At 63.2% G+C, this 15,333-nt stretch carries 13 protein-coding genes; 2 read left to right on the top strand and 11 right to left on the bottom strand.

From position 1 onward, the window contains the following. Nucleotides 1–26: 26 nt before the first annotated feature. The 6 genes from lpxC to D1223_RS02005 form a co-directional block, all read right to left on the bottom strand. Nucleotides 27–947: a UDP-3-O-acyl-N-acetylglucosamine deacetylase gene (gene lpxC, locus D1223_RS02030; protein WP_119374735.1), complete on the bottom strand. Its 921-nt coding sequence runs from the start codon at nucleotides 945–947 to the stop codon at nucleotides 27–29. A 151-nt stretch (nucleotides 948–1,098) separates the two neighbouring features. Next, nucleotides 1,099–2,514, bottom strand: a complete 1,416-nt coding sequence (gene ftsZ, locus D1223_RS02025) for a cell division protein FtsZ (RefSeq protein ID WP_119374734.1) — start codon at nucleotides 2,512–2,514, stop codon at nucleotides 1,099–1,101. Between the two features lie 92 nt (nucleotides 2,515–2,606). Continuing rightward, on the bottom strand, nucleotides 2,607–3,902 hold the full coding sequence (gene ftsA / locus D1223_RS02020) for a cell division protein FtsA (RefSeq protein WP_119375247.1): 1,296 nt from the start codon (nucleotides 3,900–3,902) through the stop codon (nucleotides 2,607–2,609). A gap of 7 nt (nucleotides 3,903–3,909) precedes the next feature. Continuing rightward, the gene (locus tag D1223_RS02015) at nucleotides 3,910–4,779 is read right to left on the bottom strand and encodes a cell division protein FtsQ/DivIB (RefSeq protein WP_119374733.1); all 870 of its coding nucleotides are present in this window, start codon (nucleotides 4,777–4,779) and stop codon (nucleotides 3,910–3,912) included. Then, on the bottom strand, nucleotides 4,767–5,675 hold the full coding sequence (locus tag D1223_RS02010; RefSeq protein WP_119374732.1) for a D-alanine--D-alanine ligase: 909 nt from the start codon (nucleotides 5,673–5,675) through the stop codon (nucleotides 4,767–4,769). The genes D1223_RS02015 and D1223_RS02010 overlap by 13 nt, the downstream gene beginning before the upstream one ends. A gap of 141 nt (nucleotides 5,676–5,816) precedes the next feature. Then, nucleotides 5,817–6,311, bottom strand: a complete 495-nt coding sequence (locus tag D1223_RS02005; RefSeq protein ID WP_158588369.1) for a YbjN domain-containing protein — start codon at nucleotides 6,309–6,311, stop codon at nucleotides 5,817–5,819. A 240-nt stretch (nucleotides 6,312–6,551) separates the two neighbouring features. Between D1223_RS02005 and D1223_RS02000 the strand changes: the two genes are divergently transcribed. Further along, nucleotides 6,552–8,609 (top strand): TonB-dependent receptor plug domain-containing protein, encoded by a 2,058-nt coding sequence (locus D1223_RS02000; RefSeq protein ID WP_119374730.1) that lies wholly within the window; start codon nucleotides 6,552–6,554, stop codon nucleotides 8,607–8,609. Nucleotides 8,610–8,660: 51 nt separating this feature from the next. Here the strand turns inward: D1223_RS02000 and murB are convergent, their stop codons facing one another. Together murB and murC are read right to left on the bottom strand one after the other, a co-directional pair. Further along, nucleotides 8,661–9,614, bottom strand: a complete 954-nt coding sequence (gene murB, locus D1223_RS01995) for a UDP-N-acetylmuramate dehydrogenase (RefSeq protein ID WP_407646930.1) — start codon at nucleotides 9,612–9,614, stop codon at nucleotides 8,661–8,663. A 1-nt stretch (nucleotide 9,615) separates the two neighbouring features. Then, nucleotides 9,616–11,049 carry a UDP-N-acetylmuramate--L-alanine ligase gene (gene murC / locus D1223_RS01990; protein ID WP_199288182.1) on the bottom strand — a complete coding sequence of 478 codons (1,434 nt, stop codon included), beginning with the start codon at nucleotides 11,047–11,049 and terminating at the stop codon, nucleotides 9,616–9,618. A gap of 155 nt (nucleotides 11,050–11,204) precedes the next feature. Between murC and D1223_RS01985 the strand changes: the two genes are divergently transcribed. Next, nucleotides 11,205–11,657 (top strand): DUF3291 domain-containing protein, encoded by a 453-nt coding sequence (locus D1223_RS01985; protein ID WP_119374727.1) that lies wholly within the window; start codon nucleotides 11,205–11,207, stop codon nucleotides 11,655–11,657. Here the strand turns inward: D1223_RS01985 and D1223_RS01980 are convergent. Genes D1223_RS01980 through murD form a run of 3 tightly spaced genes read right to left on the bottom strand, consistent with a single transcriptional unit; the run spans nucleotide 11,654 to nucleotide 15,325 of the window. Further along, nucleotides 11,654–12,757, bottom strand: a complete 1,104-nt coding sequence (locus D1223_RS01980; protein ID WP_119374726.1) for a UDP-N-acetylglucosamine--N-acetylmuramyl-(pentapeptide) pyrophosphoryl-undecaprenol N-acetylglucosamine transferase — start codon at nucleotides 12,755–12,757, stop codon at nucleotides 11,654–11,656. The genes D1223_RS01985 and D1223_RS01980 overlap by 4 nt on opposite strands. After that, complete coding sequence (locus D1223_RS01975; protein WP_119374725.1) at nucleotides 12,750–13,904, bottom strand: FtsW/RodA/SpoVE family cell cycle protein; 1,155 nt, start codon at nucleotides 13,902–13,904, stop codon at nucleotides 12,750–12,752. The genes D1223_RS01980 and D1223_RS01975 overlap by 8 nt, the downstream gene beginning before the upstream one ends. Continuing rightward, entirely contained in the window at nucleotides 13,901–15,325 is a 1,425-nt protein-coding gene (gene murD, locus D1223_RS01970; protein WP_119374724.1) for a UDP-N-acetylmuramoyl-L-alanine--D-glutamate ligase, read from the bottom strand. The genes D1223_RS01975 and murD overlap by 4 nt, the downstream gene beginning before the upstream one ends. Nucleotides 15,326–15,333: the final 8 nt, after the last annotated feature.

Below are 15,333 nucleotides of genomic sequence, written 5' to 3'. Positions count from 1 at the left end.
GCGAAGCCTATACGGCGCCGTGCGCGCTACTGGCGGGCTGCGAGGCTGACCGGCTCCATGTCCGCAGCGACTTCATCGGTTTCCCAGCACCAGGCCGACGGCGTATCCAGCAAGGCACGGACTAGCTTGTTGTTCAGCGCATGCCCCGGCTGGCGGGCCTCGTAAATACCGGCAATCGGGGCGCCAGCGAGCATAAGGTCGCCAACGGCATCGAGGATCTTGTGGCGCACAAACTCGTCGCTGGCGCGAAGGCCTTCCGGATTGACGACCGTGTCGCCATCGAGAACCACCGCATTGTCGAGCGAGCCGCCGCGGGCCAGCCCCTTGGACTTCAGGAACTCCACCTCATGGGCAAAGCCGAAGGTGCGCGCGAAAGCGATATCGCGGGCGAACATGCCCGGTAGCAGCCGCAGTGACATCTGCTGCGTACCGATGGCCCGGCTCTCGAATTCGATCTTGGCGTGGATGGCGAGATAGTTGTCCGCCGAAGGCTTCAGGCGGGCGGTTTTCACCCCGTCTCCCACTTCCACTTCGTCAAGGATGCGGATCCGGCGGCGCAGCGCGCCCTGCTGGCGCAGGCCTGCCGAGAGCAGCAGCTCACAATAGACAGCCGAGGAGCCATCCATGATCGGCACTTCAGGGCCGTCGATCTCGATCAGGAGATTGTCGACACCGATACCGGCGCAGGCGGCGAGCAGATGCTCGACCGTGGCGACCGTCACGCCGTCTGCATTCTGCAGCGTTGTTCCGAGCTGGACCTCGCTGACATGGTCGCCGCGCGCCATCAGCAGATTGTCCCGGTCCTTGATGTCCGTACGGCGGAAGCGAATGCCCGTCCCGACAGGTGCCGGTTTCATCACCATGCGCGCGCGTGCGCCCGAATGCACGCCGACACCGGCGCAAACCACGGGACAACTGACGGTCTGCTGCACCTGAACGCTACTCATGAGGGACGCCCTTATTTCCTGACACTGCTAAGAAAAGGAGTCTCGCCCCTGGTTCAAAACAAGGAATGTTTCGCAATATGACAAACAGGGCCCCGGCATACGCCAAAACCCTGTTTTCAAATGGATAATCCTGTTACAAAACCGACTGCTGTCAGTGGTTTGCCGACCGCCTCAGGAAGGCCGGGATTTCGAGGTCCGCATCGTCGAACGGTGCGGCATCGGGATGGTCTTCCGGCGAGGAGACGATTTTCTCGTCGAAATCGACATCCTCCTGGTCATTGTCACCCTGGGCGGTGCCTTTGCGCCAGCCGAAGAGGTTGGCAAAGCCTGCGCCGCCATCATCCTCGCCCCGCTTGGACTTCTGCGCGGGCTGCGGCTGGGGTTGCGGGCGGTTGAAGACCTGATCGGCGGAAACCTGGTCGCCCCCTTCTGTGCCTTCCATGTGGGCGGCCGGCAGCGGACGGCCACGGAAGTCCGGGCGCGGATCAGTTTCGAACATGTCTTCCTGCTGCTGGTCGTGAACGACGACCTTGGGGCGTTCTTCAGCGGCGGGCGCCGGTTCATCGCGCTTTTCGGCAACGGCCTCGACCGTCTGCGCGGGCGTTTCCACGATGCCCATGCCGATGGCACTGTCGATACCGGCCGCGACAACCGAGACGCGCAGGCGTCCCTCAAGCTCGGGATCGAAGGTGGAGCCGAGAATGATATTGGCGTCCGGGTCGACTTCACGGCGGATTTCATTGGCCGCTTCGTCCAGCTCGAACAGGGTCATGTCGTAGCCGCCGGTGATATTGATCAGCACGCCCTTGGCGCCCGTCATCGACACATCGTCGAGCAGCGGGTTGTCGATCGCGGCGCGGGCAGCTTCAAGCGCGCGGCCTTCGCCCTCGCCCTCGCCCATGCCCATCATGGCAGAGCCCATGCCCTTCATGATCGTGCGGACGTCTGCAAAGTCGAGATTGATCAGGCCCGGCATCACCATCAGGTCGGTAATGCCGCGCACGCCGGAATAGAGCACGTCATCGGCCATGCGGAAGGCTTCGGCGAAGGTCGTGCGCTCATTGGCGACGCGGAAAAGGTTCTGGTTCGGGACGACAATCATCGTGTCGACCGACGCCTTCATGCGCTCAAGGCCGCCTTCAGCAATCTTCATGCGGCGCGCGCCTTCGAAGCTGAACGGCTTGGTGACGACACCGACAGTCAGGATACCCTTGTCGTGGGCCGCCTTTGCAATGATCGGCGCAGCACCCGTCCCCGTTCCGCCGCCAAGGCCAGCAGCGATGAAGACCATGTGGGCGCCTTCAAGGTATTCATTGATGTCTTCGATGGATTCTTCGGCCGCCGCAGCGCCGACCTCAGGCCGCGCACCCGCGCCGAGACCGGATGTGGTCTCAAGGCCAAGCTGGATACGGCTTTCGGTCTTCGAACGTTCAAGGGCCTGCGCGTCAGTATTGGCGACGACAAACTCCACGCCCTGCAGGTTGGCGTCGATCATGTTGTCGACGGCGTTTCCGCCGGCTCCACCAACACCGAATACGACGATCCTGGGCTTGAGTTCCTGAGTCATTCTATGCGCCTTTGCCAATCTACCGAAGGGGGTGTCCGAGGAACACTCTGGCCGCCCTGAACTAAAAGACGGTTAAGTGGAGGCTTCGCGGCTCAAAAATTTTCACTGAGCCAGCGAAACACCTTGTTCAGAAGTCCGTTCCCGCCTGGTCCTCCTGCGGCTTCAGACGTGCTGCCAGCCCTTGCCACGTCTACAAATCCCCTGAATTCGTACGATAGCAGACCTGCGGCTGTGGAAAAGACCGGATTGGCATGAGATTCACCCAAAATGTCGGCCTCGATCGGTTTTCCGAGGCGTACTGGCTGCTGCAGGACGCGTGAAGCGATGTCGCGCACCCCGGGGAGCTGGCTTGCGCCGCCTGTCAGTACGGTCCGTCTCGGCATGATTTTCTTCAGTTCGCTGCCGGCCAGCATCTTTGCGGCATATTCGAAGGTTTCCTCGATGCGCGGGGCGATGATGGCGGCGAGCTCGCCGCGCGCCATGCGGCTGGCATTGAGGCGGCCATCGTCGCCGAGGCGGGGAACCTCGATCCGTTCGGCAAGGCCCGGGCTGGCCGTGTCCGCCGTGCCGTGGACCGTCTTCATCCGCTCGGCTGCGGCGAAGGTGGTGCCGATGCCCTGCGCCAGGTCGCCCGTCACGTTCGAGCCGCCCGCCGGGACAAGGCCCAGCCAGGCCGGCGATCCGTTGATGAAGGCGCAGGCCGCCGTCACGCCGGAGCCCATGTCGATGCACAGCGCACCATTCTCGATCTCGTCATCGATCAGCGTGCCCGCGCCGCTCGCCACGGCCGACGGAATGATCCGGTCGACCTGCAGGTGGGCACGGCCCACGCATTCGACGAGATTGCGCACCAGCGACCTCGGCGCGGTGATGACCGACAGGAGTACGGACAGTTTGTCGCCGATCATGCCGGCGGCGTCCTTGATCCCTTCCTGATCGTCGAGCTTGTAGAGGACCGGATGCGCGCTGAGGATCTCGCGCTGCTTGGGATTGACCTTGCCGAGCGCCATGGCGTGCAGCTTCTTCATGTCCTTGCGGGTCACCTCGCGCCCGCCCAGGTCCATCGCCGCGGCCACGAACTCGCACGTCACCTTCGGACCGGTGATGCCGAGCACGACCTGTTCGATCCGCTCGCCGGCCTCACGCTCGGCATCCTCGACCGCCAGGCGGATCGAGCGTTCGAGCGCTTCCATGTCCTTGATCGAGCCACCGGTGAAGCCGCGGCTCTGCTGGCGCCCGCCCCCGAGGAAGGAAAAACCCGCCCGCGAGGACGGATCGAACCGGCCAATCAGGCAGGTGATCTTGGAGGACCCGATGTCGAGCGACGCTATGGCCTGCCCGATGCGGGCGGCTTTTGCCGGTTTCAGTTTCGCGTCAGCTCTGGCCATGATGTGATCAGCTTTCTGCGGGCGCGCTTCCCGGCCCGGCATTGCGTTTCGGTTTCAGGTAAGCACGCCCCGGCACACGCAGGTCGACGCGGGTAATCTCGCGGTCGGTCAGCTCCGCGCGGGCATCCAGGGCGGCAAGTTCAGCGGCGGCCCGGTCGATCTTCGCGTCGGCCGGCAGCTGGATCGTCAGCCCGCTGCGCAGCTTCACATCCCAGCGGCGCGCGGAGACGCGCTGGGCATAGGAAACCTCAGGGACAATGTCCTGGTTGCGCGACAGCGCCCGCAGCAGGGCCTGCACACCATCCGGCGCCTCCGCCCCCGACAGGCGCAGCAGCGAAGGGTGATCCTTCGGGTCGAGCCCTTCGACCGTCCGGCCGAGACTGTCGACCACTTTCCAGGCCTCGCCATTGTGCCACAGCGCCACCGGTTCGGCGGGCGAGGCGTGGATCAGGATCTGGTTCGGCCACAGGCGATAGACCCGCGCATTGGTCACCTGGCCCGTCTCAACGACACGCCGGCGGATGGCATGGGGGTCGGCCCGGAACATGTTCTCGCCGGGCTCGATCTCCGACATGCGCTTGACCATGCCCTGCAGTGTCGGATGGCCTTCCAGCCCGACAACCTTCACATCCTCAACGGCAAAGCCGGTCGCGCCCGCCATGCCGTCCAGCGCGGCATCGACGCGGTCCCCGACCTTGGCGAGCGACCCGCCGATCAGCGCGGCGCCGGCCACGATCACGGCCAGCACCATGACCAGGCCGAACACGACCGACGATGCATCGACGCGATCATACTCCGGCTCAGGCGGTGGCGGCGGCTGCTTGCGCCCGCGCGCGGCGGCCTTCTGCGGCTGTTTCCTGCCCTTTACCTGCGGCATGAAGAATCCTCGATCATCCAGCTGACGAGATCCTCGAACGGCATGCCGGTATAGGCCGCCTGCTCCGGGACCAGGGAGGTCGGTGTCATGCCTGGCTGGGTATTTGTTTCCAGTATCACGAGCCGGTCCTTGTCTTCGTCAAATCGAAAATCGGACCGCGTCACGCCTCGGCACCCGAGCGCCTGATGCGCCTTCAGAGCTGCTTCCAGAGCCTTTTGCGTTATGTGCTCAGGAACCTCCGCCGGCACGACATGGCGCGATCCACCAGCTGCGTATTTTGCATCAAAATCGTAAAACTCCCTTAACGTTGTGATCTCGGTGACAGCCAGTGGCTTGTCGCCCAGAACCGCTACGGTGAGCTCGCGTCCGGGGATGTATTCCTCGGCCATGAGGTTGTCGCCATACTTCCAATCGTCCGACAGCACGAATTGCGACGGGCCATTGTTCTGCTCGCGCACGAAGACCACGCCAAAGCTCGATCCTTCATTGACCGGCTTGATGACATAGGGCGGCTTCAGCGGGTGGGCGCGCGCAGCTTCTTCGCGGGTGACGGCCACGTCCTGCGCGACGTCCAGCCCGGCCTGCTGGTAGACCGCCTTGGACTTGCGCTTGTCCATCGCGATGGCAGACGCGGTCACGCCGGAATGGCTGTAGGGTATGTCGAGGATCTCGAAGAGCCCCTGCACGCAGCCATCCTCGCCCCAGGGGCCGTGCAGGCCGTTCAGGATGACGTCCGGGGCGGCCTCGGCGATCTGTCGGGCAAGATCGCGCGTGGCATCGATGCCGACAGCGTCATAACCGGCAGCCTTCGCCGCCCGCAGCATCTGGGTGCCCGAAGAGACGGACACCTCCCGCTCCGAAGACCAGCCCCCGTAAACCACTGCGACGCGCTTCATGCCATCCTCCGATTGTGTCAGCCGGGCCGGGCGGGCCCGGCGCCGAGACAATCATGGTGGCGGCGAGAAATTAAGGCAGTGCTACACTGCGTGCATCGGGCGCTGCGGAATTTTCCACGCGCCGGCCTGGGCCGACGGCGCCTATTCGGACGCTTCTGCGTCGCCTGAAAGCCGGTCGAACATGGTTTCCACGAGGTCGACATATATGCCGGTCAGCTCATTGATGTTCTGCTGTGTCACACCGCCATTCAGGATGACGTAATAGTTGATCATCCAGCTCTCATCGTCGAAGGACGCTGTCTTGACCGCGGCAAACATCTCGTTCGTGCTGGCAAGGAAAGCGGCCTTGTCTGTGACGTTGCTCGGGTAATTCTGGATGGAAATGAGACGCAGGCCCTGGCACTGCTGGTTCATCTCATCGCAGGCAACCCCCGACAGGTAGATGGTATAACCGTCAATCGTGCCGGCCCAGATCGGCTCGTCGCCGTCCGAGCTGAGCTTTTGCGCATCGCTCGAGCCGTTTTCGGTGAAGGCGGTCTGGACCACGTCATCGCTCAGATATTCAACGATGGTTTCCTGTGCGTGGGCTGACAGCGATAGCGCAAGCAGTCCAGCGGCGATGAGAAGTGATTTCATGGGTCGGGCCTCCATTACCGATTCGCGAAGTCTAGAAGTGCAGGCGCCGAGCGTCCAGACGCCAGCCAGCAGCGGCGCCCGGCAGCATCCGCACCATCAGGCCTTGCGCGCGCAGGCTTGCCTTGAAATGGTCACACTACATTACGGTTTGGTAAGTTGAACCATCCGCCGGATTCTTGTCGTTACATTTGTAACGGGCCTCGGGTCACAGAAGAGGCTTCGCAAGAAGGAAACGTCGGAATGTATATTAAAACCGCCCTCTTGGCGGGCACCCTTGCCTGCGCCCAGCATTTCACCGCCCTGCCTGCCGCGCATGCCGATAGCGCGGAGCTGGACACGCATGTTTTTCGTCCCGGTGATTTCGACCAGTATTCACCGAGAACAGCGTTCGACATGGTCAGCCGGATCCCCGGTTTCTCGATCCGCGAGGACAATTCCGGAGACCGTGGGCTGGGTCAGGCCGAAGGCAATGTCCTGATCAATGGACGGCGGATCTCCGGCAAGTCCGTCACCACCCGCGAAGCCCTTGAGCGTATACCCGCTACAAATGTAGAGCAAATTTCCGTCGTCGACGGCGCGACGCTGGACGTGCCGGGCCTCTCCGGCCAGGTCGCGAATGTCACCGCCCGGGTGAGCGGCGTGTCGGGCACCTGGGACTGGTCATTCCGCTTCCGCGAAAACCTGCCGCCCGCCTATGACAGGTTCACGGTCTCGGTGACCGGCCGGCAGGACGCCCTGACCTGGACGCTCGGCCTCACTGGCGACCCGATCCGCGGCGCAGCGAAGGGCAGCGAAAATGTCTTCGACGCCGATGGCGAGATCTTCGAATTCCGCAAGCTGGACGTCGCCAATCTTGGCCACCGGCCGGGCGTCTCCGGATCGCTGGAATGGACCCCGGCGAGCGGCCATGTCGCCAACCTCAATGCCGAGTACAATCTCTATGAATTCGACGGGCGCGAGTTTTCCCTTCGCTTTCCGCTGGATGGCCGGCCTGACAGCAAGCGCTTCTTCCGCAATTCGGAGGATGAGTGGAACGCGGAGATTGGCGGCGACTATGAGTTCCCGCTCGGCCCGGGAAAGCTGAAGACGATCGCGCTCTGGCGCTTCGAGCACAGCCCCTATCTGAACAGCGTGCGTACCACGCAGGCGGACGGAACGCTAAGCGAGCACACCATCTTCAAACAGACCATCGATGAAGGCGAGTCGATCCTGCGCGGCGAGTATGGCTGGCAGCCCGCCGACGGGCGCGACTGGCAGGTCTCGGCCGAAGGCGCGTTCAACTTCCTCGAAGCCGACGCCCTGCTCCGGCGCCTTGATGATGCCGGAGACCTTGTCGTCGTGCCGCTCGACAATGCCAATGCGCGGGTCGAGGAGACGCGCGCTGAAATCAACCTGACGCATGGCCGCCGGCTGTCCCCGGACATTTCGGTGCAGGCCTCGCTCGGCCTGGAGTATTCCGAGCTCTCGCAGTCGGGCGATGCCGCCCAGACGCGCGAATTCACGCGGCCGAAGGGGTTTGTCTCACTCGCCTGGGGCGCCACCGAGACGCTCACCGTGAACGCCCGGCTGGCGCGCGAAGTCGGCCAGCTCGATTTCGGCGACTTCATCTCCTCGGTGAACCTCAATGCGGGCAATGGCAGCCAGGGCAATCCCGACATCGTGCCGCAGCAGAGCTGGCTCGGCGAGATCGAACTGGAAAAGGATTATGGCGAGGCGGGCGCTCACACGCTGACCTTCGCTGTCGAGTCGATCGAGGACATCGTCGACCGGATTCCCTTCGGCCCGGACAGCGAAGGCCCCGGCAATCTCGACAAGGCGACGCGCTATTCCGTTTCGGCGAACGGGACGTTCAAGCTGGACCCGGTCGGCTTTCGCGGCGCGCAGCTCGATTACGATGTTGAGGCCGGCTATTCCGAAATCGACGATCCGCTGACGGGCGAGACGCGCCGCATCAGTGACGATGTCGTTATCGGCGGCCTGATCGAGGTTCGACACGATATTCCGGGTACCGACCTTGCCTGGGGCTTCGGCACCGAGCGCTATGACCGCGCCCCCTTTGTCCGGCTCGACCAGGAAAGCCTCTGGGAAGTGCGCCCGGCCTTCGCCTGGGCCTTCGTCCAGCACAAGGACATCTTCGGCATGACCGGCACGTTCACCTACGGCAACATGCTCGACACCGATGAGCAGTTTACCCGGAAGGTCTATGATGGGCGGCGCACGAACGGGCTCTTGTTCCGCGAGGACCGGACCTGGAATCTCGGCCCGATCATCACGATTGGCCTGGAGGGCAGCTTCTAGACTGCAATCAGACTGAAATTGTACCGGAAATGGACTGGAATCGTACGGAAATTATACCGTCTGCGGACGGCCGATCCGGCGGATTTCCCAGCGCAGGTCGACCCCCGTCACATCCAGCACACGCGCCCGCACAAGCTCGCCCAGCGCCTCGATATCGGCGGCGGTCGCATCGCCTGCATTGATCAGGAAATTGCAATGTTTTTCGCTCACTAGCGCCCCACCGACCCGCAATCCGCGGCATCCTGCCTGGTCGATCAGCTTCCAGCTGGAGCGCTGGTCTGGCGTGCCGGGCGGGTCGGGATTGGCAAAGGTCGATCCCCCCGTGCGCTCCTTGATCGGCTGCGTCTCCGCCCGGCGTTTCTGGTGCTCTGCAATCTCTTTTTCCAACACCTCCGGGTCCCCCGCACCCGAGCCGGTCAGCAGGAGTCCCGTGACGATAATGTCGTCCGGGAAATTGGTGTGGCGGTAGGAGAATTCGACTTTGGGGTCGCCGTATTGTGCAATGTCTGCTTCGAATCGCACCCGCTCGCCGGAGCGGGTAATGCCCTCGATCTGATTGGCGACATCCTTCAGCTCACGGCCATAGCAGCCGGCATTCGTACGAACCGCGCCGCCAATCGTTCCCGGAATTCCGGAGAAGAAAGACAGGCCCGCAAGTCCGGCTTTCGCCGCTGCCTTTGCGACTGAAAGATCCAGCGCACCGGCCCTTGCAAACAGCGAATTCGGCCCGGCCGGCTCCACCTTCCCCCAGTACCCGCCCATGAGCCGGATGGTGACCCCCTCGATCCCGCCATCGCGGACGATCATGTTCGAGCCGACCCCCATGAAGGTAACCGGTACCTCTTCCGGCAGGGCCTTCAGGAAGGCCGCCAGATCGTCTTCATCGGCCGGTATGAACAGCACATCCGCCGGCCCGCCAACACGAAACCAGGTGTAGGGCGCAAGCGGCTGATCATGCAGCAGCTTGCCGCGGACGGGGGGGAGATTGTCTCGCCAGTCGCCCAAGTCAGCCACCCAGCTTCCCGGCCAAGGCATTGGCATGATTGGTAATATCGCCCGCGCCGAGGCAAACGATCATGTCGCCGGGCTGCGCGATGTCGCGGATAATGTCGGGCAGCGTGTCCAGCGTCTCCAGCGCGCGGACATCCTTGTGGCCGTGGGCGCGGATACTGGAAACAAGCTCGGTATGCGAGGCCCCCTCGATCGGGTCCTCACCGGCGGCATAGACAGGCGCAATCAGGGCAATATCCGCCTCACGGAAGCAGGTCGAGAAGTCTGCGAAGAGATCATGCAGCCGCGAATAACGGTGCGGCTGGGCGACGGCGATAACGCGGTTTGCACCCTGCATCGCCCGCGCCGCCTTGAGTACGGCGGATATCTCGACTGGGTGGTGGCCATAATCATCGATGATGCGGATGCGCCCATCTTCCCCGGCCCCCTTCGGTGTCCATTCCCCGGCAGGCGTAAACCGCCGCTTCACACCGCCGAAATTCGCAAAGCTCTGCTTGATCTGCGCCTCGCTGGCGCCAAGCTCCAGGGCGACCGTGATCGACGCCAGTGCGTTGGAAACATTGTGGTCGCCCGCCATCGGCAGGCGCACGCCTTCCATCACCATGTCCGGCCGTCCAAGCCGCCCGCGCACCATGACGTCGAAGGTCACCCCATCCGGATCCGAGGCAAGGTTGACCGCCCGCACATCGGCCTGACGGTTGAAGCCATAGGTGATGATCCGCCGGTCCGAGACCCGACTCACCATGGCGGCCACTTCCGGATGGTCGGTACAAAGCACGCCGAAACCATAGAAGGGAATGTTGCCGACATAGGTGTCGAAGGCTTTGCGCAGCGCCTCCATGGAGCCGTAATGCTCCATGTGTTCAGGGTCCATGTTCGTGACGATGGCGATGGTGGCGCGCAGCTTTGTAAACGTGCCGTCGCTTTCATCGGCTTCGAGCACGATCCAGTCACCCGTGCCCGCCTTGGCGTTGGAGCCGTAGGCATTGATGATCCCACCATTGATCACGGTCGGGTCGATTCCCGCGCCATCCAGCAGCGCAGCAACCATCGTGGTCGTGGTCGTCTTGCCATGCGTGCCGGCGACGGCCACGGTCCACTTCATGCGGATGATTTCGGCCAGCATGTCAGCGCGTCGCACGACGGGGATGCCCTGCGCACGCGCCGCCTCGACCTCAGGGTTCCCGCCCTTGATGGCCGACGAGATGATGACCGCCCCGGCCCCGGCAACATTCTCAGCCGCGTGCCCGATATGCACTGTCGCGCCCTTCTCGCGAAGCCGCTCGACATTGGCCGAGTCCTTCACGTCGGAGCCTTGCACCTTGTAGCCGATGTTCATCATGATCTCGGCAATGCCGGACATGCCGATGCCACCGATCCCGACAAGGTGTGCCGGGCCGATATCGAAGGGAGAAGGTTTGAGCGTCATGGAAGCGGGCTCTTCAAAGGGCATGGGGAATGTTTCCTTGGCGTAGCGTGCGCTGGCACATCTAGGCAAGCACCCGGATGCGCAGCATGACGGCAGCGAGGCAATTTCAGGGCATTCGGGCTTGTGCAGGCCGCATTGCCAGGCAAACTGGTGCCATGACGATGCACCTTGCCCAGATGAATGTCGGACGGCTCCTCGCGCCCACCGACGACCCGCGCGTGAAGCCCTTCATGGATGCGCTCGACCTCATCAACGGCATCGGCAAGCGCATGCCGGGTTTTGTCTGGATGCTGGACGGGCTGAACGATCCCGGCTACGACCCTGACACACCAGCCTATCCAGAAGATCCCCTGCTCGTGCCCAATCTCACGGTCTGGGAGGATGCGGAATGCCTAGAGCGCTTCGTCTGGGGCACCGTGCACAGGAAGTTCTGGGAACGCCGCCATGAGTGGTTCGAGGTGCTGGACGAGATGTATCTTGTCATGTGGTGGGTCCCGGAGGGGCACCGCCCGACGCTGGAAGAGGCCAAGGCGAAGCTGGCCAAGCTGCGGGCTGACGGGGATAGCGACGAGGCGTTTGGCTGGGACTGGCTAAAAGCTGCCGTTTAGCGCCGCGCGGCCTGCTCTGCGAGATCAGCCAGATCGCGCGCTGCTGTTACTGTTCCGGTCACACGGGCAAGGCTCGCCCGGTTCTTGAGGTCGATCTCATCCTGCAGGCGCACGGTGATCAGCTCGCCGAGGAGGTTGGGATAGAGATTGTCCTCGACAATCATGTCCGCTGCACCCGCGTCGACCAGGGCTTCGGCATTGGCTTCCTGGTGATTGTCCATGGCGATCTTCAGCGGGATCAGGATGGACGGGCGGCCGACCGCTGCAATTTCGCTGACGGTACCGGCGCCGGACCGCGCGATAACCATATGCGCTGCCGCCAGCTGTTCCGGCATGTCAGAAAAGAAGGATTTGAGCTCATGGTCGAGGCCGGCCTTCTCATAGATGGCCCGAACCGCATCCATCTGCTCGTCACGCACCTGCTGAACGACCTTGAGACGGGCGCGCAGCGTCGCGGGTGTATGGTTCGCGATGGCCAGCGGGATGATGTCGCCAAGGATCTTCGCGCCCTGGCTGCCACCTGTGATGAAGACGGTCAGCTCACCATCCATCGGCGGGAACGGCACCTCCCGTTTGGCCGCAATGGGGGCACGGACGGGATTGCCGACCGGATGGTGCACAGCGCCGCCCGGTAGCCGGTCGAGCCGTTCGAAACCGGACGCGACAATGGCCGCCTTGCCCGAGAATCGGCGATTGACCCGGCCGAGAACCGCGTTCTGCTCGTGGATCAGGATCGGGACTTTGAGCCGGCTGGCCGCGCTCAGGGCCGGAAAGGCCGGATAGCCACCAAAGCCCGCGACAAGCGCCGGCTTCAGGCGCTTCATCGTGCGCGCTGCTGAATTGATGCCACCCCGGATTTTCAGTGCAGCGCCCGGCAGCGTCCAGGGCTTGCGCAGATTCGGGCTGGCCGCGCGGACCTCCTCCTTCCAGTCTGCCGGGAAGGTTTCAGCATAGCGCAGGCCCCGCGCATCGCTCATCAGGCCGACGTGCCAGCCGCGCGACCGCATCTCTTCGGCAAAGGCCGCAGCCGGGAACATATGCCCGCCTGTCCCGCCAGCACCAATGATAACAAGGGGTTTGCCGCTATCGGTCTCAGCCATGCTCTCTCCAGGCCGCTGCACTCTGGCGGCGGATTAGCGCCAGAGCGAGGCCCAGAGTCAACGCGATTCCAAGCATTGATGAGCCTCCGTAGGAAATGAAGGGCAAGGTCATGCCCTTCGGTGGAATAAGGCTCACATTGACGGCGATATTGATGGCAGCCTGAAGGCCGAAAAGTGCAAAGAGTCCGGCAGCGGCCGCCCTTGGAAAGGGGTCTCGCACACGCGACGCTGCGCGCAGGCCGCGCCAGCAGATGAAAGTGATAAGACCGATCAGCGCGATCGCTGCGACATAGCCGAATTCCTCACCGAGAACAGCGAATATGAAATCGGTGTGGGCGTCCGGGAGATGGGTTTTGACCGTCCCCTCGCCCGGACCGACACCCAGCAGACCGCCGCGCGCAATCGCCTCGGACGCCTTGTCGATCTGGTAGGTGTCATATTCGCTCGGATTGACGAAGCTGTTCACCCGGTAGCGCACATGCGGCAGCAGGGCATAAAGCGTCAGTGACAATGCAACCCCGCCACCAAAGAAAATAGATGCCCACTTCCAGGGCAGGCCCGACACAAAGAAGGTCACAATAAACGCTGCTGTCAGCAGCGCAGACTGGCCGACGTCCGGCTGCAGCAGCAAAAGGCCCAGGGTAACGACATAGAAGACCAGCGCGACCACGGCCCAGGGCCCGCCGGGAAAGAGCTGGCGCTGCGCCAGCAACCAGCCGGACAGAACGATCAGGGCCGGCTTTGCAAATTCCGAAGGCTGCAGCGTGAAGCCGCCAATCTCGATCCACCGGTGCGCGCCCTTCGCTTCATGACCGATGATCAGGATCGCGGTCAGCATCACGAAAGAGCCGCAGAATACGACAGCCGAGATACGCCGCGCCCAGACGGCGTCGAGCATGCTGGCGGCAACCAGTCCGACAGCCGCGGCGACCGCGAAGACGCTATGACGCTTGACGAAATAGAAGGCATCGTCGAGGCCAAGCCGCTCGGCTGCGGGCGGACCTGCAGCCAGCGACAGCATCAGCCCAAGCCCCAGCAGCGACAGGGCGGCAATCATGATCTGCCAATCGACGCTGCGGCGCCATTCAGTAAGATGAGACTCGTCGGAGCGCGGCAGGATCAGCGTATCGCCGAACTGGACGCTCATGCCGATTCCTTCACGCTGACGAGCGCATTGCCACCGAGGTCCTGAACGATATGGCGGAAGGCCTCGCCGCGCGCTTCGAAGTCCTTGAACTGGTCGAAACTCGCACAAGCTGGCGAGAGCAGGATGATCGGACAGTCCTCGCCGGATGCCTTGGCATCCTGATAGGCGTGCGACACCGCCTCATCGAGCGTACCAGAGATCTCATAGGCCGCCTTGCCCTGAAGCGTTCGCGAGAACGCCTCGGCAGCATCGCCGATAAGATAAGCCTTCGTGACCCGGTTGAAGAGCGGGGAAAGCGGGCCGATGCCTTCGGCTTTCGGCACACCGCCGGCAATCCAGTAAACCTTCGGATAGGCCCGTAGCGCCTGTTCGGCCGCCTGGGCGTTGGTCGCCTTGGAATCGTTGACGAAGCGCACGCCCTCGATTTCACCGACTTGCTCCATGCGATGAGCCAGTCCGGGGAACGAGCGGATGGCGTCGAAGATGCGGCCCGGTTCGAGACCAAGTGACCGGCAAGCGGCGTAGGCCGCCGCGGCATTTTGGAAATTGTGCCGCCCCGGCAGGGTCGGCGCTTCGCTGAGGTCGCCAACGCGAACAGCGTTGCCAAGCAGGCTGTCATAGAGCTTGCCATCGACCGCGCTAATACCGCGGCCAAGGGCAAACTCAGACGAAACCTGACTGACGCGAACCCCGCCGCGCGTGGCAAGGTCCATGGCAATGGTCTGGGTGATGGTGTCATCGACGGCAATCACGGCGGTATCGCCCGGCTGCTGGTTCAGGAAGATGCGGCGCTTGGCATCGATATAGCCTTTCATACCGCCATGGCGGTCGAGATGGTCAGGCGAGATATTGAGCAGCACCGCCACATCGCAGTGCAGGCTCTTTACAAGGTCGAGCTGGTAGGAGGACAGCTCCAGCACATAGACGGCATTGGCGTGCAGCGGCGCCATGTCGAGCACGCCGGTCCCGATATTGCCACCGACGCGGGCATCCATCCCGCATTCCTTGAGGATGTGTCCGATGAGTGCGGTGGTGGTCGATTTGCCATTTGTCCCGGTGATCCCAACCACTTTCGGGCGGGCCCGTTCCGGCAGCGATTGCACGGCCCGGGCGAAGAGTTCCATGTCGCCCACGACCGGCACATTGGTCATCTGGGCCAGGCGAACCAGCCGGTGCGGCTGCGGGAAACGGTAGGGAATGCCCGGCGACAGCACCAGGGCTGCGAAACTTTGCCAGTCCCGCTTGTTCAGGTCCGATAGCGGGATCCCGGCCGCCTCTGCCCGCGCACGGGTCTCTTCATTGTCATCCCAGGCATGCACACGTGCCTTGCCGGCTCTGAGCGCCTTGGCGGCGGCCAGACCGGTGCGGCCCAGTCCGAAGACTGCCACATCACGTCCTGCATACTCGGTAATCGGGATCATCTGGCCTG

It is taken from the genome of Henriciella mobilis, assembly GCF_003576285.1.
In the GTDB taxonomy this organism is placed as follows: Bacteria; Pseudomonadota; Alphaproteobacteria; order Caulobacterales; family Hyphomonadaceae; genus Henriciella; species Henriciella mobilis.
The sequence above is the reverse complement of the archived record's forward strand: the minus strand, read 5'-3'. Positions and strand labels throughout refer to the sequence as shown.